Annotated in this window: 22 protein-coding genes and 1 pseudogene; 7 read left to right on the forward strand and 16 right to left on the reverse strand. The window is 32.2% G+C overall.

The window, feature by feature from the left end; genetic code table 11:
- Positions 1 to 146: 146 nt before the first annotated feature.
- From purL to BKH45_RS04735, 3 genes are read left to right on the forward strand one after another with little or no spacing between them, the layout of a single operon-like run.
- Positions 147 to 2381, forward strand: coding sequence for a phosphoribosylformylglycinamidine synthase subunit PurL (gene purL / locus BKH45_RS04725; protein ID WP_095274328.1), 2235 nt, complete (start codon positions 147 to 149; stop codon positions 2379 to 2381).
- Positions 2382 to 2390: 9 nt separating this feature from the next.
- Entirely contained in the window at positions 2391 to 3404 is a 1014-nt protein-coding gene (locus BKH45_RS04730; protein WP_095274329.1) for a lipid A deacylase LpxR family protein, read from the forward strand.
- An 8-nt stretch (positions 3405 to 3412) separates the two neighbouring features.
- The gene (locus BKH45_RS04735; RefSeq protein WP_095274330.1) at positions 3413 to 3892 is read left to right on the forward strand and encodes a hypothetical protein; all 480 of its coding nucleotides are present in this window, start codon (positions 3413 to 3415) and stop codon (positions 3890 to 3892) included.
- A gap of 356 nt (positions 3893 to 4248) precedes the next feature.
- Here BKH45_RS04735 and gmhA read toward each other — a convergent pair whose 3' ends face one another.
- Genes gmhA through BKH45_RS04815 form a run of 16 tightly spaced genes read right to left on the reverse strand, consistent with a single transcriptional unit; the run spans position 4249 to position 16955 of the window.
- Positions 4249 to 4842: a D-sedoheptulose 7-phosphate isomerase gene (gene gmhA, locus BKH45_RS04740; RefSeq protein WP_257874498.1), complete on the reverse strand. Its 594-nt coding sequence runs from the start codon at positions 4840 to 4842 to the stop codon at positions 4249 to 4251.
- Positions 4839 to 6278, reverse strand: coding sequence for a D-glycero-beta-D-manno-heptose-7-phosphate kinase (gene rfaE1, locus BKH45_RS04745; protein ID WP_095274332.1), 1440 nt, complete (start codon positions 6276 to 6278; stop codon positions 4839 to 4841). The genes gmhA and rfaE1 overlap by 4 nt, the downstream gene beginning before the upstream one ends.
- Entirely contained in the window at positions 6278 to 7276 is a 999-nt protein-coding gene (rfaD, locus tag BKH45_RS04750) for an ADP-glyceromanno-heptose 6-epimerase (RefSeq protein WP_095274333.1), read from the reverse strand. Before rfaD ends, rfaE1 begins: the two co-directional genes overlap by 1 nt.
- A gap of 1 nt (position 7277) precedes the next feature.
- Positions 7278 to 7811, reverse strand: coding sequence for an HAD family hydrolase (locus tag BKH45_RS04755; RefSeq protein ID WP_095274334.1), 534 nt, complete (start codon positions 7809 to 7811; stop codon positions 7278 to 7280).
- Positions 7808 to 8575, reverse strand: coding sequence for a sulfite exporter TauE/SafE family protein (locus BKH45_RS04760; RefSeq protein ID WP_095274335.1), 768 nt, complete (start codon positions 8573 to 8575; stop codon positions 7808 to 7810). Before BKH45_RS04760 ends, BKH45_RS04755 begins: the two co-directional genes overlap by 4 nt.
- Positions 8575 to 8883, reverse strand: a complete 309-nt coding sequence (locus BKH45_RS04765) for a hypothetical protein (RefSeq protein WP_095274336.1) — start codon at positions 8881 to 8883, stop codon at positions 8575 to 8577. The genes BKH45_RS04760 and BKH45_RS04765 overlap by 1 nt, the downstream gene beginning before the upstream one ends.
- On the reverse strand, positions 8880 to 9500 hold the full coding sequence (gene hisG, locus BKH45_RS04770) for an ATP phosphoribosyltransferase (RefSeq protein ID WP_095274337.1): 621 nt from the start codon (positions 9498 to 9500) through the stop codon (positions 8880 to 8882). Before hisG ends, BKH45_RS04765 begins: the two co-directional genes overlap by 4 nt.
- Complete coding sequence (locus BKH45_RS04775; RefSeq protein ID WP_095274338.1) at positions 9497 to 10138, reverse strand: type III pantothenate kinase; 642 nt, start codon at positions 10136 to 10138, stop codon at positions 9497 to 9499. Before BKH45_RS04775 ends, hisG begins: the two co-directional genes overlap by 4 nt.
- Positions 10138 to 11163: a hypothetical protein gene (locus BKH45_RS04780; RefSeq protein WP_095274339.1), complete on the reverse strand. Its 1026-nt coding sequence runs from the start codon at positions 11161 to 11163 to the stop codon at positions 10138 to 10140. The genes BKH45_RS04775 and BKH45_RS04780 overlap by 1 nt, the downstream gene beginning before the upstream one ends.
- A complete protein-coding gene (locus tag BKH45_RS04785; RefSeq protein ID WP_095274340.1) occupies positions 11150 to 11809 on the reverse strand; it encodes a hypothetical protein in 660 nt (219 codons plus the stop codon). Before BKH45_RS04785 ends, BKH45_RS04780 begins: the two co-directional genes overlap by 14 nt.
- Before the next feature lie 9 nt (positions 11810 to 11818).
- Positions 11819 to 12253 (reverse strand): dUTP diphosphatase, encoded by a 435-nt coding sequence (gene dut, locus BKH45_RS04790; protein ID WP_095274341.1) that lies wholly within the window; start codon positions 12251 to 12253, stop codon positions 11819 to 11821.
- A complete protein-coding gene (gene greA, locus BKH45_RS04795; protein WP_095274342.1) occupies positions 12250 to 12741 on the reverse strand; it encodes a transcription elongation factor GreA in 492 nt (163 codons plus the stop codon). Before greA ends, dut begins: the two co-directional genes overlap by 4 nt.
- A gap of 46 nt (positions 12742 to 12787) precedes the next feature.
- Complete coding sequence (gene lpxB, locus BKH45_RS04800; protein ID WP_095274343.1) at positions 12788 to 13855, reverse strand: lipid-A-disaccharide synthase; 1068 nt, start codon at positions 13853 to 13855, stop codon at positions 12788 to 12790.
- Positions 13855 to 14445, reverse strand: coding sequence for a nickel-binding protein Mua (mua, locus tag BKH45_RS04805; protein WP_095274344.1), 591 nt, complete (start codon positions 14443 to 14445; stop codon positions 13855 to 13857). The genes lpxB and mua overlap by 1 nt, the downstream gene beginning before the upstream one ends.
- A gap of 3 nt (positions 14446 to 14448) precedes the next feature.
- Positions 14449 to 14802 (reverse strand): hydrogenase/urease nickel incorporation protein HypA, encoded by a 354-nt coding sequence (hypA, locus tag BKH45_RS04810; protein WP_095274345.1) that lies wholly within the window; start codon positions 14800 to 14802, stop codon positions 14449 to 14451.
- Positions 14803 to 14819: 17 nt separating this feature from the next.
- Positions 14820 to 16955, reverse strand: coding sequence for a WD40 repeat domain-containing protein (locus BKH45_RS04815; RefSeq protein ID WP_095274346.1), 2136 nt, complete (start codon positions 16953 to 16955; stop codon positions 14820 to 14822).
- Positions 16956 to 17137: 182 nt separating this feature from the next.
- Here BKH45_RS04815 and ispG point away from each other — a divergent pair.
- From ispG to BKH45_RS04835, 4 genes and pseudogenes are all read left to right on the forward strand, one after another.
- Positions 17138 to 18214: pseudogene (gene ispG / locus BKH45_RS04820) on the forward strand (flavodoxin-dependent (E)-4-hydroxy-3-methylbut-2-enyl-diphosphate synthase); the annotation flags it as partial.
- A gap of 1 nt (position 18215) precedes the next feature.
- Positions 18216 to 19451 (forward strand): glutamate-5-semialdehyde dehydrogenase, encoded by a 1236-nt coding sequence (locus tag BKH45_RS04825; protein ID WP_095274348.1) that lies wholly within the window; start codon positions 18216 to 18218, stop codon positions 19449 to 19451.
- A 15-nt stretch (positions 19452 to 19466) separates the two neighbouring features.
- Positions 19467 to 19787: a multidrug efflux SMR transporter gene (locus tag BKH45_RS04830; RefSeq protein ID WP_095274349.1), complete on the forward strand. Its 321-nt coding sequence runs from the start codon at positions 19467 to 19469 to the stop codon at positions 19785 to 19787.
- Between the two features lie 94 nt (positions 19788 to 19881).
- A complete protein-coding gene (locus BKH45_RS04835; protein ID WP_095274350.1) occupies positions 19882 to 20796 on the forward strand; it encodes an AEC family transporter in 915 nt (304 codons plus the stop codon).
- The last annotated feature ends 127 nt before the right edge of the window (positions 20797 to 20923 follow it).

Below are 20923 nucleotides of genomic sequence, written 5' to 3' on the forward strand. Positions count from 1 at the left end.
TCTTCTGTTAGTACTTCGCATTTTAGTAGATAAATCTTTATTTGATACTTAGGAATTTATAAAATTTTATAAATTTTGTGTTTTTGTTAGTTTTATCGGGTTTTTTGATAAAATTCTTGTCATGATTAATTGAAGGAAAAATAAAAATGATACCACCCCTGGAAAATATTCTTGAAGTGCTAAGAAACCACAAACTTGATCAAGATGACTATGAACAAATCAAACAAATTCTAGGGCGTGAGCCTAATTTACTTGAGATTGCAATATTTTCTGCAATGTGGAGTGAGCACTGTAGCTATAAGTCAAGTAAAAAATATCTCAAAGGTTTTCCCACAACTGCTCCATGGGTTATTCAAGGACCTGGCGAAAATGCCGGTGTGATTGATATAGGGAAGGGATATGGAGCTGTGTTTAAAATAGAATCCCATAATCATCCCAGCTTTATTGAACCTCATGCTGGCGCAGCTACAGGTGTAGGGGGGATTATGAGAGATATTTTTACAATGGGCGCCAGACCTGTGGCAAATTTAAACTCCATTCGTTTTGGAGAAGCCCATAGAGAAGATGAAATAGGAAAAAAACACAAATATTTACTTCAAGGAGTTACCGGAGGGATTGGTGATTATGGTAATTGTATGGGAGTACCTACTATAGGAGGTGAGACAAGTTTTGAGGCTTGCTATAATGGAAATATTTTGGTGAATGCCTTTACATTGGGAATTGTTAAAAATAATGAAATTTTTTATGGACGTGCTGAGGGGATAGGGAATCCTGTAATTTATGTAGGGAGTAAAACCGGAATTGATGGACTGGGTGGAGCAGTAATGAGTAGTGATAGTTTTACTCAAAATTCTCAATCGCTTCGTCCAACAGTACAAATAGGCGATCCCTTTACAGAAAAACTTTTACTGGAGGCATGTTTAGAACTATTCCAAAAAGATTTGATTATAGGTATTCAAGATATGGGAGCTGCAGGACTTACAAGTTCCGGTTTTGAAATGGCAGGACGCAGTGGGAGTGGTATGCGTCTTGATTTAGATAAAGTACCCATGAGAGAAGCCAATATGGGACCTTATGAATTAATGCTTAGTGAATCTCAAGAAAGAATGCTAATTTGTGCTAAAAAAGGCTGTGAATCAGAGGTTATTGATATATTTCAAAAATGGGAGTTAGATGTTAGTATTATTGGAGAAGTAACCAATAGTGGTAATATGGAATTGTTTTGGCATGGAAAAAAATGTGCGCAAATCCCTGTGCAAGCCTTGAGTGAAAACGCTCCGGTACTTGATAGACCCATAAGCAAACCAAAATACTTAGATAAAGCTATTGAAAATGAGTATAAAAGTAACACATTATCCCAACAGCATATTTTTGAAAAATTATTGGGCAGCTTAGATATTGCAGATAAATCTTGGATTTATTCCCAATATGACAGCACAGTCCAAACCAATACCATTATTGGTAGCGGGGAAGGTGATGGGAGTGTTATTAGGATTAAAGAAATTGACACATTCTTAGTAATGAATGTCAATTCTCCTGTGCGGTATTGTTATTTAGATCCTAGAGAAGGGGCTAAAATTGCAGTTGCCATAGCCGGAAGAAATTGCGCTATAAGAGGAGCACAAGTTTTGGCAATCAGTGATTGTTTGAATTTCGGAAATCCTCAAAATCCTGAAGTGATGTGGCAATTTAAAGAAGCTACAGAAGGAATCAAAGAAGCATGTCAAATACTTAAAACACCTGTAATAAGTGGTAATGTATCTTTCTATAACCAAACAGATTCTAAAGACATCTACCCTACCCCAACAATAGTTGGAGTAGGCAAAATTTCAAAACCGGATACGCTTATCCATGCAAGCTTAAAAAAAAGTGGGAATTATTTAGTATTGGCAGGAGAAATAGGTCAAGATTTTGGCGGTAGTTTGATACAAAAAATAATTACTCAAGAATGTGGAGGCAAAATTCCTTTCATAGATCTAAAAAGAGAACTTTTATTATGGCATTTTATTCAAGAGGGTTGTGTAAAAAAACTCATCGAATCAGCCAAAGATATTGGCAAGGGAGGGCTTGGAATTGCTCTGGCAAAAATGGCTTTGCTGGGAAATAAGGGAATAAAGGTCAAAACTCCTTTTTCAAGCACACAAGGATTGCAAAAAGATATGATTTTTAGTCAATCACAAAGTTGTGTAATCTTGGAAATAGCACCACAAAATTTTTCTATTTTGAAGAACTTGGGTGAAAAATATTCTATGCCATTGACTCTTATTGGAGAAGTTGTGCAAGAATATGAGGGTATTCATATAGATACAATTAGTCTGGAGCTATCACAAGCAAAACACATATTTTTTAAAAGTTTTGAAAAAATACTTAAATTATCCTAGAGGGTCATAATGAGAAAGATTAAGTCTATTGTTGTTTTAATATTTTTGGGTATAGGCGTATGTTTTGGAAGTGAAGAAGCGTGTGATACGCAATTGATACCTTACAAAAAGCATTTTGTCAGTTTGCTCAGCGAAAATGATGCTTATGTAAATCAATATGTTGATAGATACTACACCGCAGGGACAAGGCTTAGTTTTACAACTGAAGAAATGAATTTTAACTGCGAAGATAGGGATTCCAAAATGGCATGGGCCGGATATATTACATTGGGTTGGAGTAAAAATAAAATGACGCGATTTGATATCTCTTTGAATCAAGATATTTACACTCCCTACTCTCGAGTCTCCCATCCTATTTCTGATCATCCCTATGGGGCATATCTTCGCCTTAACTTTGGAGTTTCTCATCGATCTGAGAGCTTGCTGGAAAATATTTTTTTAGCTTTGGGAATGGTAGGTCCTTCTGCTTTGGGTTATGAGACACAAAAACTTATCCATTACTTGACTAATAATCCTAAATTCTATGGCTGGAGTCATCAATTAAAAAATGAATTCATTTTAAATTTAAATTATCAAGTGATTAAAAAAATTTATTTATGGGATTCAAAATATATTTCTTCTGATATTCTTCCAAGTTTTGATATTGCTTTGGGGAATGCAGATACTCATGTTTCAATTGGCACCAGGTTGCGAATCGGTTATAATTTAGATTCTGATTTTGGAGTCAATAAAATCAATTCCGGTTTTAGTGGTGGAGAACCTTATAACAATCAATTTTCATTTTATGTTTTTGGAGGTATTTCCGGAAAATATCAAGCAAGAAATATTTTTATTCAAGGCAATAGTTTTGGAAAATCTACGGGCTTAGATATGAATTATTTGGCTTATGATGGTGAGGCGGGCGTAGCCATATTGTATCAAGGGATGCGTTTTGCTTATACCTACACTCATACAAGCAAAACTTTCAAGTCTCAACCAAAAGCTCATGATTTTGGAAGTATTGAACTCAATATTGCTTTTTAGTTTTTACAATGAAAAAGACTTTTTTAGCACTTATACTATTTTATTGCTATTTTTACTCTCTAGACTCTAAAAGTGCGAATGATTATCTCAAAGAGCAGAGTAAAATTTTGCAATCTTACTATAACCAAGTTAAAAAACAATCTATAAAAAAGCAATACCCTATTTTTAGAGGAAGAAAGATAATTGAACATAGTGTTTATTTAAGTTTAGACAAAGAACAAAAAAAGCATTGGATAGGGCAAATAGTTTTTTCACAATTTATTCTTCAGGATTTTATCAAATATAGCAATTTTGGAGGTATAGGAGTTGCAGGAATTTTAGCAGATGAATATGGAAGTAAAAAGCCCCGAATTTTTTATTTGAAATTAGATGGCAGATATTTGAGTGATTTAGAGTCTCTAGGAATACACAGCGAACTTTATACTTACTGTATTTTACCAAATTTCAATCAATGTATTTTACTGGGAATTGGTGAAGAATGGAAATAAACACCCTTTTTTACTCTTAAGATTGAAGCCTTATATATCTATGTATTATATATTCAAAAAAGATTTTATTTTATTGAGATTTTAAGTGTGCTAACTAACTGCTAAATGCCCGATCATAGATACAATTATAATCATTGGCAAATTGTTATATTCTGGATTTCTAAATATGAGATTGATATTGTTTATTTTGCAAGGCTTGGATTTTTAGTATTTATATTTTTGTATGATAAATTTATTGCTAAAAATTCATAAAAATCATGCTAAAAATTATTATGATTAAATATTCAATCTTGATTCTTTTTGAGAAATTTCTGAAGTTAGTATTCTCTAATCTATGAAAATTAATCCATAAGTCTTTAAGAGTCACCAATGATTTCATTTTTCATGCTTCCGGCTTCGATGATATCACAAAGTATATGGATAATAAGAATATGCGCTTCTTGAATGCGAGGTGTATCATTCTCCGGAATAACGAGATTCGTATCACAAATATCATTCATTTTTCCTCCATCTCTCCCGCTTAGCCCAATTGTCTTACATCCTATATTTTTAGCTTTTTCTAACGCATTTAAGACATTTTTGGAGTTTCCACTTGTTGAAATTCCAAAAATAATATCTTTTTGATTAGCTAATGCTTCAATTTGTCTTGAAAAAACATAATCATATCCATAATCATTACCAATAGCAGTAAGCCCGGAAGTATCCGTAGTTACAGCAATCCCTGCTAATGCCTTTCTTTCTCTTTTGTATCTCCCTGTTAATTCTGCTGCAAAATGTTGCGCATCAGCAGCGCTCCCTCCATTTCCACAAATTAAGATTTTTCCTTCATTTTCTAAACAATTACTAAGACAAAGAGCGCTTGAATAAATATCTGCTTCCAGGACTTTTAGAGTTTTTTGAATAGTTTGGATATGGGCCAAAAATTCATTTTGAATGAATTTTTCCATTATTTACCTCCTTTTATTGATTGAACTTTATTGACAATATTTGTTGTAGATTTTCCCTCAACAAAATCTATAAGTTTGATTTCTCCGGCATATTTTGATCCTGCAATTTCTTTACCTTCATAGTCTTTTGCCTTTACCAATACATCCGGCTTAATAGATGCAACCAACTCCTCAGGCGTATCTTCATCAAAAATTACGACGAAATCAACACTTTCAAGCCCTGCAAGTACAAATGCCCTATCTTCTTGAGAATTGATAGGCCTTTGTTCTCCTTTGAGTTTCTTGACTGATTTATCGCTATTTAACCCCACAATCAGAATATCTCCCAAATTTTTTGCTTTTTGCAGATAATAAACATGTCCTTTGTGAAGAATATCAAAACAACCATTTGTAAAAATAATTTTTTTATTTTTCATGGATTGAAGTATGGTTAAAAGTGAAGTTTGAGATAAAATTTTATCATTAAAATCAGAAGAATGATTTTGATAATGAAGGTATTGAATAATTTCGGCATGGGTTACACTCGCACTCCCTACTTTTCCTACAACAACTGCAGCTGCAGCATTGGCAAATTCACAAGATTTATAAATATCAAGCCCTTCAGAAAGCGCAAAACCAAGAGCTGCAATAACCGTATCCCCTGCTCCGGTAACATCATATACTTCTCTAGCTATGGTTGGAATCTTGATAAGTTTATCATGTTTATCTAATAGACCTATCCCATCTTCACTAAGGGTAACCAAAGGTATAGATAAATGACATTCTTCTTTGAGTATTTTGAGTGTATGGGCTAAGCTGGCATCATCAGTGATAGTTGTTTTTGTAGCAATTTGTGCCTCATTTTTGTTGGGAGTAAGGAGAGTAGATCCTCTATATTTGCTATAATCATTGCCCTTTGGATCACATAAAATAAGTTTATTTTCACTTCTTGCTAATGTGATGATTTGTTGAGTGAGTGTATCATTCAAAACACCTTTATTATAATCGGATAAAATAATACAATCGTATTTTGAAATTTCATTTTCCAGATTTGCTAATATTTCTTGAGAAATGCTTTTTGGAATTATTGTTTTGTCTTCTCTATCTACTCTCAAGACTTGTTGGTTTGAAACAATAACTCGAGTTTTTTTTGTTGTAGGGCGGTTATTGAGAATAAAAATATTAGCAATATCAATCCCTAATAGATCCAGATTTTTAATTAACCATTTACCCGTTTCATCATCTCCTATAGTCCCACATATGCCTACTTTTGCACCTAAAGATATAAGATTGTTTGCAACATTGCAAGCACCCCCTAAACGATTGCTTTCATCTCTAACTTCAGCAACTTGAACAGGCGCTTCAGGTGATATGCGATCGCATTTGCTCCATATGTAATGATCAATCATTAAATCGCCTATAACTAAAATACGCGGTGCTTTATTCTCTAATCCAAACATTAATTGAGTCCCTCATAAATTGTTTTAATTTCTTTCAAATAATTTCTAATACCTGATTCTAAATCATATTGGGGTTGATAACCCAAATCAGATATGGTATCTTTAATATCGGCTTGTGTATGATTTTGAAAGAATTTATATGGATTTTTGATATAAGAAACTTCAAATTTTCCAAATTCTAATTCAAGGCACTTAATGATATCATTATAACTTCTAGCCTTGCCATAACCAACATTATAAATCCCTCCTTTTGAGGCATTCATAGCCTTGAGATTTGCTTGAATAACATCCTCAATATAAATAAAATCTCGTTTTTGCTCACCAAATTCAAAAAGTTTAACTTTTTTATTTTCCAAAACTTGCAGAGCGAGTTGGAGGATCATAGAGGCGGTTTTGCCTTTGTAAAACTCTCTTTCTCCATAAACATTGAAATATCTTAACCCGACAATGGGAGCTTTTGGATTATTCTTTAGAATTTTTCTCACACTCTCATCCATTTGAAGCTTAGAAAATCCATAAATATTTTCCGGTTTTTCTCCTATTCCAACGGTATTAGGAGCAGGTGAATTCCCATAAGTTCCTGCTGATGAAGCATAAACCATTACAGCTTGTTTTGACATTGCTATATCCAGAATATTTAAGAATGCTTTATGATTAATCTGCATTACGAGTTCTTGATCTAAAACAGTAGTATCAGAAATAGCTGCTTGATGGAATACATAATCAAACTCTAAGTTTGCTATTGTTCTTAAATCATTTGGGTTGTGAATATCCCCAACAATTATTTTCCCTTCAAATCCAATCAGGTTTTTGAAGTGTCCTAAAGATGTAGGATTCCCTCCCGGAAACGTATTTGAATCTCTAAACTTATCAAATACAATTACTTGAGTTTTTGGGTGGTGATTTTGAAAATAAAAAGCAAGATTGCTACCAATAAATCCGGCTCCCCCGGTAATTAAAATTGTTTTGCCCTCTAAAGTGTCCTTAATGTATTTCATATTATTCTCCTAATATTTTTTTCATCACTTCTAATGCTTGTTTGATGGAATACACAACTTGAATATTATCAATTTTAGATATATCTTCATAGCCTTTTTTCAAAAAAATTTTATTTTTGACCCCTGCATTTTGACCTGCTTGCATATCTGTTATTTTATCTCCAATAATAAAACATTCATCAAGATTGAGATCATAATCTGATTGTGCTTTTTTAATCATGCCCGGTTTTGGCTTTCTACACAGACAATCTTCTTTGGTATTATGGGGACAAAAATAAATGCTATCAAAACAAAAACCAAGACTTTTTTTTAACTCATTTTGCATATAAAGAGTTACTTCTTTGAAATCACCAAGAGTATAATACCCTCTTCCAATTCCGGATTGATTTGTGATCAAAAAAAGTAAAAAGCCTTTTTGTTTGCAAAATTTAAGTAGTTCAAAAATATCATCCATAAAAATAAATTCTTCAATTTTATAAACATAGCCAAAATCTTCATTGATGATTCCATCTCTATCAAAAAAAACAGCTTTCATGGCATATCCATATGATGGTGAGAATGATTAGATTCATGAGGATTTTGATGTTGCATGTGCATAGGTTTTCCTTGCAAAATTAAAATACCCTTATAAATACTATAACCCCCAAAACATAGCATCAAGACAAATGAAAGTTTCATAAAAATATTCCTAAAAGAAGAAGTAATAACTCTACCTGTAATAAATCCTAAAATAAACATCGGTATAAAAGTTGCAACTCCAAAGACTCCCATTGTGACCATGCCCATAAAAATATTTGGTGCAAGCGCAGCGCTTGCACCAAAGTAATATACCATTCCACAAGGTAAAAATCCATTTAACATACCCAATCCATAAAAGCTCCATAGACTTTTAGAGGTCATCAACCAAGAAAAAATTATTTTAAAGTATTTTGACACAAAAGAATTAGGATTTTTAGATAAAGAAGGCTCCAGATAAGAAAGAAATTTCGGGAAAAATATATATAAAAAAGCAAAAATAATCAAAAATATCCCAATAATTATAAATAAAAATCCTTTAGCATGCATTGAAATTGAAATTACATGTCCGGCCAAAGCGCTCAAAGCTCCAATAATCATATAAGAAGTTATACGTCCAAGACTATATAAGATATGGCAAGATGCTTGATAAAAATTACTACTATTTTTATGAATTTTTGCATTTGAATACCCAATTACAATACCTCCACACATTCCAACACAATGCCCTAAAGACATCACCAAAGCGGTTGTGAATAATAATAGCAATTGGAATTTTTCCATCAAAATTCTCCCTTTATAGAATTATTCATCAAATCTTGCGCTTTTTTAATAGCTTCCAAACGTGTATCATCATCCTTTGATTCAGACAATTGAGACATAGGAGAGTTTTTTTGGTTTGTATTAGGGATAACACCCTTTGGCATTTTTACAAAGGTATCTTCATAATTCTTGGCATTTTTTCTATAACGAATATAAATTTCTCCGGTAGTCGTGTTGTAAATATAAGTATCTGTTTTATCACTAAACATTTGCCATTGCGAAAAAAGTGGAGAACCGATAAAAAGTATTAAAAGAATATTTTTTTTCATTTTTCTATCCTCATAATATTCTGAAATTGCGCTTGGAGATCGAGAATAGCTTGTTTTTTGCCATAAAAACTATTTTTGTTAGCTATCAAATAAGCACTTGATTCCATGATAACTTCATCTACTTTTAAATTATTTTGTTTCATAGTAATCCCTGTTTGCACGATATCAACAATTCCATCAGATAAATCAACCAAAGGCGCTAATTCAATGGAACCATATAATTTAATAACATCTACAGCAATGGCTTTTTTTGAAAAATGTTTGATAGTGATGTTGGGCATTTTTGTAGCAATTTTTATTCTAGGTTTGCCATAATCAATATTTTTTCCTATTTCAGAACCTACAACTACTTTACATTTGCCAATATTGAGATTGAGCAATCGGATTAAATCCAATTCATGTTCTTCAAGTACATCAAGACCAACCACGCCAATATCAGCAGCTTGATGATAGACATAAGTAGGGACATCTTGATTGCGAACAAGCAAAAATCTGAGATTTAACCTCTCAAGAATCAGTTTTCTATCTTCAAAAATAAAATTTTCTTTAAATATTTTGTGAAACAATCCTAAGGTGTCCTCAGCTATTCTTCCTTTAGGTAAGGCAATTGTGATCATCTATTCTCCTTATATTTTTTCAACTCCTTATCAATTGAAATTTGCATACCATTAAAAACCAACATCTCATTATAGATAGATTCTTCAAAAAATTTTGCTAAAAACTTACCATCTCCACCGGTAAAATAAACTTTTTTATCCTTAATAATATCTTTAATAATTAGCACTATGCTTTTAATAATGCCAAAACTAATTGCAGATTGCGTATCTAATGGTAATTCATCGAGATTGATACCGAAATTAATTTGCTTATCCAGGGCGGGTGAAATCTGTTTATAAGCTTGTATATAACTTACTAAACCCGGCAATATATACCCGCCTTGATGGATCCCTCTATTCATAACATCTATTGTAATCGCACTTCCTGCATCAATAATCACTCCATCTCTAACGCCCAGGCACGCTGCCTTTCTATCAACACCTAATCCATTATAGGCACTATTGAGTTGGACGATTTTAGCCATGTTATAAGAATTTTTATGAGCTTTAAGCAGTTTTTTTTCATTTTCTGCATTGACACTAATATAATAAACATCACTATGAAGTTCTTTTTTGGCAATATGATCGGGATTGTTTTTCCAAATTCTATTCATGTCATAAAAATGAATATAGGTATTGCCAATATCACAGAGTATCATTATTGTTCTTTATTAAAATTAAAATAATATTTGTCATAATAAATATTATTTTTGTCATAAAAATTCATTTTATCTAATTTCATTTTTCCAAAAGAGCCTTTGACTTCAAGAATTCTATAATCAAAATTATTAATATCCAGCTCAATTAAATAGCCTCTTTTTTCAATGCTATAGAGTCTATCACCAACAATAACAATCGCATTTAAGGAAGCAAAAGGCAATTTTATTTTATTGACTTCTCTAAGAGTCCTATCCAATTGAATGATTTGCCCCTCTAAAGTTAAAATATAAACATATGGCTTATGATACAAAACATCTTGAATATCCCCATCATAGCTAAATTCTTGTCCTGAAATAATAGCAACCAATCGTTTCCCTGTCGCAGCAAACATATTTTCACCATCTACAACCAAATAAGTTACATTATTAAAAAATTTTTCACTATTAATAATAATATTTCTAACAGGTGTGAAACTTTTTGTATCTACAACCAAAAGCCTTCCATCCAGGGTAGGAAAAACAACTAAGGTATCTAAAAAAACAGGAGCTGCTACCAAAGAATTAATAGCAATGCTTGAAACACCTTTTTGTGAAAAAAGAATATCTTTTGTTTTAATATCATAAATATTAGTGGAGTTATCTTCCAAAATAACAGCCAATTGGTTGAATTTTATGGAAGCACTAAGTGCGCAAGTGCTTGTAGGGATGATGATGGATTCTTGAGTGTTTTTATCAATAAGTTTGATATGATAACAATCTGAAGTAACAATGTAATAATTTTGGCTTTCATTTAGAAATAAGGAGTTTTTATTAATCTTTAATTGAGTCATTCCATTTTCACTAATGACAATCCCATCTTCTAAAGTAGCCCCGTATCGATTGGAAACTTCTATCTTGTCCGGAAGCCTATGATCAAACTGAATACGACCATCTATTTGAGTGGGCTCAAAATATTTTTTAGGACTACAACCTATAAAAATAAAAACAACAATCAATGCAAAATAAATATTTCTATTTTTTATCACTTTTTTCCTCTGTATTTTTTTGATTTAGATTAGTTGGGCTAGCCGGAATAGATATATTTTTTTCTACCCCATAATGTTTTAAAATACTTGCTATTTGATAAGTAGGAGATATTCTATCTATTTGATCTAGCAAGGTTCTTGCTTCAATAATTTTATTTTGTTTATCCAGCAAATAAGCTGCTTGTAAAATAGCAAGATCTTTCATTGGGGTTTTGCTCATGCTTTCAAGTTTTTCCGGGTCTTCAGAATAAGATGCGTATTGATAAGTTGCCAAATTTTTAATAATAATATTCTTAGATTCCGAAAGTTTTTGGAGTGTTTGCTTATCCCCATCTTTAAGTGCTTGTGCATATTCATAGAGATTATATAAATCTCTTGAACTATTTTTTAACTCATCCAACAAAGCCTGATTGTTTGGATTTTTCAATAATTTATTGTAAATTGTTGTAGTTTGTTGGGCTTGTTTTTCAGCGTTGTATGAAGAAAATTTGGCATACACAAACCAAACTATCAAAGCAATAATAATTGCAAATAAAAAATATTTATATTTTTTATAAAGTCTCTCAAGCCTAAAGGCATTTTCTAAAATTTTTTCATCCCCTTTAAATTCTTCTTGTATTTGTTTAATATTTTTTTTAATACTCATTCATGCTCCTTATGATTTAATACCACTGCTACCAAAACCATTTGAACCTCTTGAAGTCGTATCAAGCTCATCGCATTCAATAAAATCAGCTTGATAGACTTTGGTAATAACACCTTGGGCAATCCTATCACCTCGTAAAACGATAAAATCACTTTCAGAATGATTGATTAAAATGACCATAATTTCACCTCGATAATCACTATCAATAGTGCCCGGAGTATTCAGCACGGTTATGCCGTGATGAAGTGCCAGCCCACTTCTAGGTCTAATTTGAAGCTCATAACCATCTTCTAGTGATAGACTCAAACCTGTCTTAACAAGAGCTGATTTCTTTGCTTGAAGTCTAATTTCTTCAACTGCGCATAAATCAAAACCTGCAGCACCTTTGCTCTGATATTTTGGGATAATACCATGAGGATGAATTTTTTTGATTTTAATCTTCATTTCTCAAACTCTATTTTTTTATAAAATATCTCTAAAATTTCAAAATCATTTTCTCCATTGGGCAAGCTGATGGTGACTTCATCTCCTTGTATTTTGCCTATAAGACTTTTGGCAATAGGAGAACCAAATGAAATGAGTCCGCAAGAGGGGTTGCTTTCTGTGCTACCGACAATAGTGTAAATAAATTCTTTATCATTATCAAGATTGCGAATTTTTACCGTACTACCAAAACTGACTTTATTATGGGCTAGAGTTTGGGGATCGATAACTTGAGCATTGCTTAAAATTTGACTTAAATCATTGATTCTTGCTTCAATAAAAAGTTGTTTTTCTTTGGCAGCATGATACTCGGCATTTTCTTTCAAATCTCCATGCCCACGTGCAATATCAATTTCTTTAATAATATTGGGACGCTCAATTTCTTTGAGATTTTTAAGCTCTGTGCAAAGCTTTTGGTATCCGTATTGACTCATAGGCTCTTTATTCATTATATTCTATCTCCTCATCAAAATTATAATCATATAAAATTACAAGTTAAAATAATGTTAATTTGATCCATTTAGCAATATTTTCTGCACTACCATATTTGAGATATTTTTTGATTCTACCTGATTCTATTAAAAATTTTTCTCTATCTAGCCTATAGTATTGTTCTATTAGATTATGGGCATTCAAATCATTTTGTATTAATTCTTTGTGTAATTGTGTTTTTCCACGCCCCGGAGTTTCACCATTTAGGGCATTATAAAATATATTTGCCAGTCCGATATAATGAAGTTTGACAAAAACTTTAGCAATCATAAAATCAATCGCTCTTGTTTTATAACCTAATATAAATGGTGTTCCAATGAGCGCAGCTTCCAGTGTTGCTGTCCCGCTACAAATAAAAGCAAATTCAGCCTCATAAAGACTTTTGTGTGCATCAAAAGAAATTTCAAATTGATGGATTTGTTCCCCATAAATTGATTTTAATTCCAAATTTTTAAAGGCTTGGGGGACAACAAGAATCTTTTTTTTATCTTGAATTTGTTTTGCGGCTTGAGCAAATATAGGGAATATTCTATCAATTTCACCTCTTCTGCTTCCGGGCATGAAAACAATCCCCTCTCCTTTAGGTGATTGTTTTTGATAGGTAATTTCATCAAGAAGCGGATGCCCTACATAAGTAGCTTTTTTTCTATAAAATGGAACTTCAAAAGGCAATATAGCCCCAAGCTGATCGCAATATTGTTCTATTTTTTTACCTCTCCATGGTTTCCATGCCCAAATTTGAGGGAGTATATAATAGATAATAGGCTTTTTTGGATCTAATTTTTTGATATTTTTAGCCAAAGGAATATGAAAAGAAGAAGCATCCATCAGCAGAACAAGATCGGCTTGCATGGCTAGTTTCGCCATTTTTTTATTGGCTTGATAAAAAAATTTCAATTTTGAAAAAACATCGCTAAACCCCATTACCGAAAATTCCCTAGGATCATAAAGAGGTTTTCCCAAATCTTGTTCAAAAATACCTATAAATTCAATATTTTTTAAATGTTTTTTAAGCTCTCTTAAATGTATGTTTGAGCTTGGTTCAAGAGCGCTAACAAAAAGTTTGGGCATTAATTATTCTTTGAGTATTCATTGGCTTTTAATATATCTTCAGCATAAAAATCCCTAAGTTCAATTTTGAGTTTTGAATTTTCTAATTCAAAATCTAAAATTTGCTCTTGGAGCATTTTATTTTCTTTCAGAAGAATGCGATATTTTTTGTATAGAGTATCTGTAAAAGTTTTTTTAACAGGTCTGGCTTTTGCAATAGTTCCATCCTTGAGATAAATATCTATTGTTTCTAAGGGTTTGGGCAGGATCTCTTCTCTTTTTTCGTGGATAATTTGATGTTTTTCACTTCGAAGTTTTGAGAGATTTTTTTTAATTTTTTGCTTAAAAATCTCTTGTTTTATTTGATTGATTTCATTTGTTTTTTCTTCTTTTGTATCTTCTAGAGTTTTGATTTGATTTTTATATTTGATAACTTTGTGGCGTATTTCCTTCAAAGCTATTTTTGCTTGGGCAATTTCATTCTTATAAGATAAAACTTCTTGAGCAAACCTTTCTCTCTCTTCTTCAAAAAGCCTTGCAACCTCCCAACTTTCCTTGATTTCAGAACTTTTTTGAATAAACTCTTGAAATATTTGTTTATTTTGTATCATGTATCACTCTCCCATCATCTCTAAAGATAGTAGATGCATTTCACGTCCCTTAATAATTTCCAGGTTTTTTCCTTGACATTTTGGACATATTCCATAGTCCATATTTTCAGGCATAAAGGTATAATTGCAGTCCTTACATTTTAACTCAATCTTTTCTTCAATGATATCCAAAATAGCATTTTTACAAACAGGAGATTCTTCTCTAAAAGTTTCAAAAGCACTTATAAATAAACTTTTATCCATACCGCTTCTCTCCCCAATCCCCACAATTACCTTTTCAATCCGGGTTGCATTGTTTTTTCCGGCATGTTCTTCACAAAGATCAATTAATGAGGAAACTACAGAATATTCATGCATGTGTTTTACCTTTTATTTTAGTTTTTTGTAAAAATGATACTTTGTATATGGTTAATACTTTTATTTGGTTGCTCTCGAATATTTTCGGGTATTTTTTCCAGAATACTTTGAAGTTCTTCATCTTGAGCGCACAAACTTCTAATTTCATCATCTTTAGTATATCTTAAAACATACTGCTCAATACTCATTTTCCAATCAATATTAGATTTTTTACTTTCCAAGGCTATTTGTATTTCATATAAATAGGCTATTTTCATGATAATATCAACCTTGTTTTTCCAGTAATCTAGCGAAAAAAACGGCTGTATTTTTGCATAAACTTCTTTCGTGTTACCTTTTTGGGCAATAAGTTTGGTTTTATCAAAAATTTGCATAATCTCATCGTAAATAGCAATATATTCTTCTGAAGATGCCATCTCAGGGCATAATTGAAGCATTTTGTAACATTCCGGATAATCTTTTGCTTTGCATTTCTCCAAGAAGCGATCAATATTATGAATATAATTTTGGCTTTTTATTCCAAATTCTTTAAAAGGCTCGATATATAGCAAAACATTTATTATTTCATTGGCTTGAGCATAGTTTTTTGTAGCCATAAAGTCCTGAACTTCATGAGTCATTTTTTCACAAGCAAGATACATTCTTTTATATGTCCTGCTATTTTTGAGAAAAGGACATTGGACAACTAATGAAAAATAATTCGTAAAGTCTTGCTCTTTTGTGTATTTTTCAGCTAATAAATATTTATCGCAATTATTGAGAAGTGTGGTAATAATCATCTTTTTATCAGGGATATTTTCAAAAGGCGCCAAAATACTCCTTACTTTTTCTTTATTACCGGTGGCATCTTGGGAAATCAGATGTTGGGAAACATTGTAAATTTTATCAAAATATTCTTCCATCTTTTTGTATTCATCTAAATTTTTAATGCAAGGGTGTTGAGAAGATATTTCATATGCCTTAGCATAATCATTATTCTTGAAAGCTGCTGAAAATTCTTGAATAAAAGTTTTTTCATAGAGATATTGTTTGAGTTCGGCTTCTTTTTTGGGATCTTCAAAATAAGGAGTGGCAATATTGAGTATATCATCAATTTGATTTGTGAGCAAAAGCTTAGTAACATCTTTAATCACTTCTTGCCATCGATTATTTTTTACATGAGTATAAATTTCTAAAGTTTTAAGCAAGATATTATTTTGCTCAGCAAATATTTTTGCTTGTTCAAAATCATCTTGATTGAGTAATTTTAAAAATTCATCAAGTTTGTAAAATCTATCAATAATTTGGATACTGCCATCTGCAAAACAAATAAAAATCAAATTTTCATATTCTTTAATGCAAGTAACTCCTTTTGATGAAAGCTTCATTGTATGCGTAACTGTATTATCTTTGAGATTATGAATATAAAAAACATCTTCCCTTGTGCCTACATAAGCATAATTTTCATCAATATTCAAGATAATTTTTGTAGGCCATGAGGTAAAATTCATGCGACATTGATTTTGCAAGGTTCTCAGATCGAAAATACCGGATTCCCCTCCCTTGCAAACATAAAAAATTCTAGTATCCTCATCAAAGAAAATCATATCTTCTATGACACTTGGGGTTTTTGTTATTTTTGGTTTCGCATCTGTTTTGAGATTATAAAATGTCAAAGTCAAATCATAAGAAGCATAGCAAATATTTTCAGAATGCTTGCCAAAAGCAATACAAGAAATATAATCAGGTCTTCTGGGCAAAAATGTATTTAATTTGTGATTAGGATGTGTATATATAAATACTCTTCCATCTTCTCCGCCTGTAGCAAGATATTTACAATCAGAAGAAAATTTTGAAACACTAATATCCGTTCGATGCCACCTAAGCCTGGCAACTAAAGAAATTAAATTATTTTCCATTTTATACACTGTTGCTATTGAGCTTTTAACTTTGGGCATTGAAATATATCCGTCTTGAGAGCAACTCACAGCTTTAGAATATTGATGAAGAGGTCTGGCATTTTTTGACACTTGCTTGCTAAATGAAAAAAGAAATTCTTTGAGAGAAAATTTATAGATTCTATAGCGATGATCAGCAAATAAATATTCGTCTTCGCTTAATCCAATATCAAGCACACTTCCAATTAGATTGATTTTGTTTTTAATCTTGAGCACTATAGTTCCAATATTTAATGAAAATTATCCTAATTAATGATTTGATTTTAAACTAAAAATCTTATTTATAGCATTAAAGGTGAAATTTATTGTATAATGATAACATAAAATTAAAGTTGTGTAACTAAATCAATATAAAAAGATTTTTCTGATAATCTAATAAACAAAAAAACGAAAGAAGAAAAATGTTGATTCCACGCTATAAAACCAAACAAATCCATATAGGTAATGTGCCTATAGGCGGAGATGCCCCTATTAGTGTCCAAAGTATGACTTTTACAAAAACAGCAGATATAGAAGCCACAAAAAAACAAATAGACAGATTGCATTTTGCCGGAGCTGATATTGTTCGGGTTGCTGTGAGTGATCAACAAGATGCAAATGCCTTAGCAGATCTTAAAAAAATCTCTCCTTTGCCTATTGTGGCAGATATTCATTTTAGACATCGTTTTGCCCTCATTGCTGCTGAAAGTGTGGATGGTATTCGAATCAATCCGGGAAATATCGGGACAAAAGATAGAATCAAAGCAGTTGCACAAGCTTGCAATCAAAGGCAACTTCCCATACGTATTGGTGTCAATAGCGGAAGTCTGGAAAAGGAATTTGACAAAAAATATGGTCCTACACCAAAAGGTATGGTAGAATCGGCACTTTATAACATTAAGCTTTTAGAGGATTTTGGATTTGAAAATATTAAGGTATCTCTTAAGGCTAGTGATGTAGAGCGGACTATTGAGGCATACAGGATGTTAAGACCTTTGGTGGATTATCCGTTTCATTTAGGAGTTACAGAGGCCGGGACTATTTTTCACTCTATGATTAAGAGTTCTATGGCACTAGGGAATCTATTGATGGAGGGGATTGGAGATACGATGAGGGTATCTATTACGGGCGAATTAGAAGAGGAAATAAAGGTTGCAAGGGCTATTTTAAGATATAGTGGCAGACAAAAAGACGGGATTACTATTATTTCTTGCCCAACTTGCGGGAGAATTGAAGCTAATTTGGTTGATGCAGTCAAAGAAGTAGAAAAAAGATTATCCCATATCAAAACACCTTTGAATATAAGTGTTATGGGGTGTGCAGTAAATGCGCTAGGGGAAGCCAAGCATGCTGATATTGCTATTGCTTTTGGAAATCACAGCGGGTTAATTATCAAAGCCGGAGAGATTTTATGCAGGTTACCTGAAAACAAAATTTTGGAAGTTTTCATAAATGAAGTTGAAAAGCTTGCGCTTGAACGTGGAGTAACCAAATAAAATGGAAGATTTTTATCATAAACTCAAAATAAGTGCAAGATTTTTATCAAAACTCTCTCATGTTAAACGTATAGAAATTTTATCTGCTTTGGCACAAAATCTAAGATTACACCAAATTGAAATTTTGCAAGCTAATAAAAAAGATTTATTCCAAGCTCAAGAGAATAAAATTTCAGCTCCTATGTATGAACGCTTAATGCTTGATGAAGATAAAATTAACTCCATGAGTCAATCAATCTTAAAGATCGCTTCCCAACCTGATCCGTTAAACAAGATTTTAGATGGTTGGAGAACATCCGGTGGTTTGAATATTCAAAAAATCAGTATCCCTATAGGGGTTATTGGTGTCATATACGAATCAAGACCTAATGTTACCATCGATATTGCTGCCCTTTGCCTTAAAAGTGGGAATATTTGCATTCTCAAAGGTGGCAAAGAAGCCCGGAATACAAATTTTATGCTCCATAAAATCATCCAAGATACATTGAGGGAACATGAATTTTTGATCGAATGTGTCAATATGATTAAAGATATTTCCAAACAATCAATGCTTTCTTTTATCCAAATGGATCAATATATTGACTTACTTATTCCCAGAGGGGGAGAATCACTTATTAATTTTGTAACAAAAAATACCACCATCCCTATTATCAAGCATGACAAAGGAATTTGCCATTTGTATCTCCATGAAGATTGTGATTTTTCAAAAGCCATCCAAATTGCTATCAATGCAAAAACTTCTCGACCTAGTGTTTGCAATGCCATTGAAACGCTCTTAATCGATATGGCGATTGCTCCAAAAATTTTACCTTTACTTGAAGAAGCCTTTAAACAAACTCAAACGCTCTTAAAGGGCGATGAAGAAGTTAGGAGGTTTATTCAAGCAGATATTTTAAATCCTCAGGATTTGGATACTGAATATGGTGATAATATTCTTAATATTGTAGTGGTTCATAACTTTCAAGAAGCTCTGGCACATATAGAGAAGCATAGCTCCAGACATTCAGATTCTATTATTACAGAAAACTATACTATTGCACAAAATTTTTTAGATACCATTGATTCAGCTTGTGTCTATGTAAATGCCTCAACACGTTTTAGTGATGGAGGAGAATTTGGCTTTGGAGCAGAAGTAGGCATTTCTACTTCAAAACTTCATGCTAGAGGACCTATGGGGATAGATTCTTTAACCACTTATAAATATAAAATTTATGGTGAGGGTCAAGTCAGATTATAACCTTGAGGAGAATGGATGAAATATTGGATATTGCTCATGTTGGCAGTTATTTTTGAAGCAATGGCAGCCTTATCATTAAAAATTTCCACAAATACCCAAAATCATATTTATACCTTGTTATACGGAGTATGTTTTGCCATTAGTTTAGGGATGTTTTATCTGGCAAGCAAAGGCATTCCTTTGAGCATAGGATATGCAATATGGGCTGGTTTGGGACTTAGTATTGTTTCTCTTATTGGATTTATTATTTTTAAAGAAGAGATTAATTTTGCAAAAATAATTTTTCTATTTATGATTATTATTGGAGTTATTGGATTGAAATTTATTTCAAAATAATATTTTTTGCCCTTTTATCTCAAACTTATATTCTTTAAAGTTTCATAATACTACAATTCCGCCATTTTAAAGCTTATTTATAGGAGTTCCAAAAGTGTTACTGGCTTTATATGGAGTTTTTGCTTTTATTGGATTAGGTTATTTAGCCAAAACTCTGCGCATGGTTGGCAATAAACAAAGTGGTATTTTATTGGGTTTTTTGCTTAATTTTGCATTGCCCGCACAAATATTTACAGGGATTTATCATGTTGAGCTTGATTTCAAATTAATACTTATTATGCTTACAACTTTAGGTTGTTCCTTGGTTGGTGGGGCAAGTATGTATTTTTTTTCTAAAAAAATTTTAAAGAGAGAAAGAAATACTGCTATTGCGATGGCATTTTTAGCAACATTAGGAAATACTTTATTCTTGGGTGTTCCCCTAGTATATGGAGCTTTGGGTCAAGAATATTCCAATAAAGCTATCTTATATGATCAAATATGCACAGCTATTCCATTGGCAATATTGACACCCATGATTATGAGTATTGGAGGCAAGGGAGTATTTGGGTTACGGGCCATTACGATGAGGTTATCACAAAATCCTCTGTTTTTGGCTTTAATTATTGGGTTGATTTTCAAATTTATGCCTTTTTCAATTAGTGAATGGATATTTACTCCAATCAAACAACTTGGAGCTTGCGCTACCCCTGTTGCTTTGTTTGCCATAGGGGTTCAAATCAGTATGGGAGATATTAAAACGGAATGGAAGAATACTTTTGTAGTCCTTTTTTGGGGAATGATATTTGTGCCGGCAATAATCTTTGCTTTTATCCATCTTAATGGAATTTTGATTACTGATGATTGGAGAATGGCATTGTTAGAATCAGCTATGCCTCCACTCATTAGCTCTGCAGCTGTTATCATGCGTGCAGGATTAAATAACAAAATTGCTGTGAGTTCTATTGCATTTGGTATTTTTGCAAGCGCTATGACAATTCCAATGTGGCTACGGCTAAGTTATTTATAATAAAGTTTTCGTCTTTACAAATTTTGACATAATATAAATTTTAGTATCAGGGTTTCAGCCATTCCAAATTACTTTGTTGCTACAAAAATTCAGATTTAATAGAGTAAGGCTATTCATAGAGGATTGC

Source organism: Helicobacter sp. 11S03491-1 (genome assembly GCF_002272835.1).
Taxonomy (GTDB): Bacteria; Campylobacterota; Campylobacteria; order Campylobacterales; family Helicobacteraceae; genus Helicobacter_J.

Excerpts from the sequence above, each read along its gene's own strand:
- BKH45_RS04765 (WP_095274336.1), bottom strand. The coding sequence starts at position 8,883 with ATGAAAAAAAATATTCTTTTAATACTTTTTATCGGTTCTCCACTTTTT.
- greA (WP_095274342.1), bottom strand. The coding sequence starts at position 12,741 with ATGAATAAAGAGCCTATGAGTCAATACGGATACCAAAAGCTTTGCACA.
- rfaD (WP_095274333.1), bottom strand. The coding sequence starts at position 7,276 with ATGAAATACATTAAGGACACTTTAGAGGGCAAAACAATTTTAATTACC.
- rfaE1 (WP_095274332.1), bottom strand. The coding sequence starts at position 6,278 with ATGTTTGGATTAGAGAATAAAGCACCGCGTATTTTAGTTATAGGCGAT.
- BKH45_RS04825 (WP_095274348.1), top strand. The coding sequence starts at position 18,216 with ATGGAAGATTTTTATCATAAACTCAAAATAAGTGCAAGATTTTTATCA.
- BKH45_RS04730 (WP_095274329.1), top strand. The coding sequence starts at position 2,391 with ATGAGAAAGATTAAGTCTATTGTTGTTTTAATATTTTTGGGTATAGGC.
- BKH45_RS04760 (WP_095274335.1), bottom strand. The coding sequence starts at position 8,575 with ATGGAAAAATTCCAATTGCTATTATTATTCACAACCGCTTTGGTGATG.
- dut (WP_095274341.1), bottom strand. The coding sequence starts at position 12,253 with ATGAAGATTAAAATCAAAAAAATTCATCCTCATGGTATTATCCCAAAA.
- mua (WP_095274344.1), bottom strand. The coding sequence starts at position 14,445 with ATGATACAAAATAAACAAATATTTCAAGAGTTTATTCAAAAAAGTTCT.
- BKH45_RS04735 (WP_095274330.1), top strand. The coding sequence starts at position 3,413 with ATGAAAAAGACTTTTTTAGCACTTATACTATTTTATTGCTATTTTTAC.
- BKH45_RS04775 (WP_095274338.1), bottom strand. The coding sequence starts at position 10,138 with ATGATACTCTGTGATATTGGCAATACCTATATTCATTTTTATGACATG.
- BKH45_RS04785 (WP_095274340.1), bottom strand. The coding sequence starts at position 11,809 with ATGAGTATTAAAAAAAATATTAAACAAATACAAGAAGAATTTAAAGGG.
- hypA (WP_095274345.1), bottom strand. The coding sequence starts at position 14,802 with ATGCATGAATATTCTGTAGTTTCCTCATTAATTGATCTTTGTGAAGAA.
- hisG (WP_095274337.1), bottom strand. The coding sequence starts at position 9,500 with ATGATCACAATTGCCTTACCTAAAGGAAGAATAGCTGAGGACACCTTA.
- lpxB (WP_095274343.1), bottom strand. The coding sequence starts at position 13,855 with ATGCCCAAACTTTTTGTTAGCGCTCTTGAACCAAGCTCAAACATACAT.
- BKH45_RS04830 (WP_095274349.1), top strand. The coding sequence starts at position 19,467 with ATGAAATATTGGATATTGCTCATGTTGGCAGTTATTTTTGAAGCAATG.
- BKH45_RS04755 (WP_095274334.1), bottom strand. The coding sequence starts at position 7,811 with ATGAAAGCTGTTTTTTTTGATAGAGATGGAATCATCAATGAAGATTTT.
- purL (WP_095274328.1), top strand. The coding sequence starts at position 147 with ATGATACCACCCCTGGAAAATATTCTTGAAGTGCTAAGAAACCACAAA.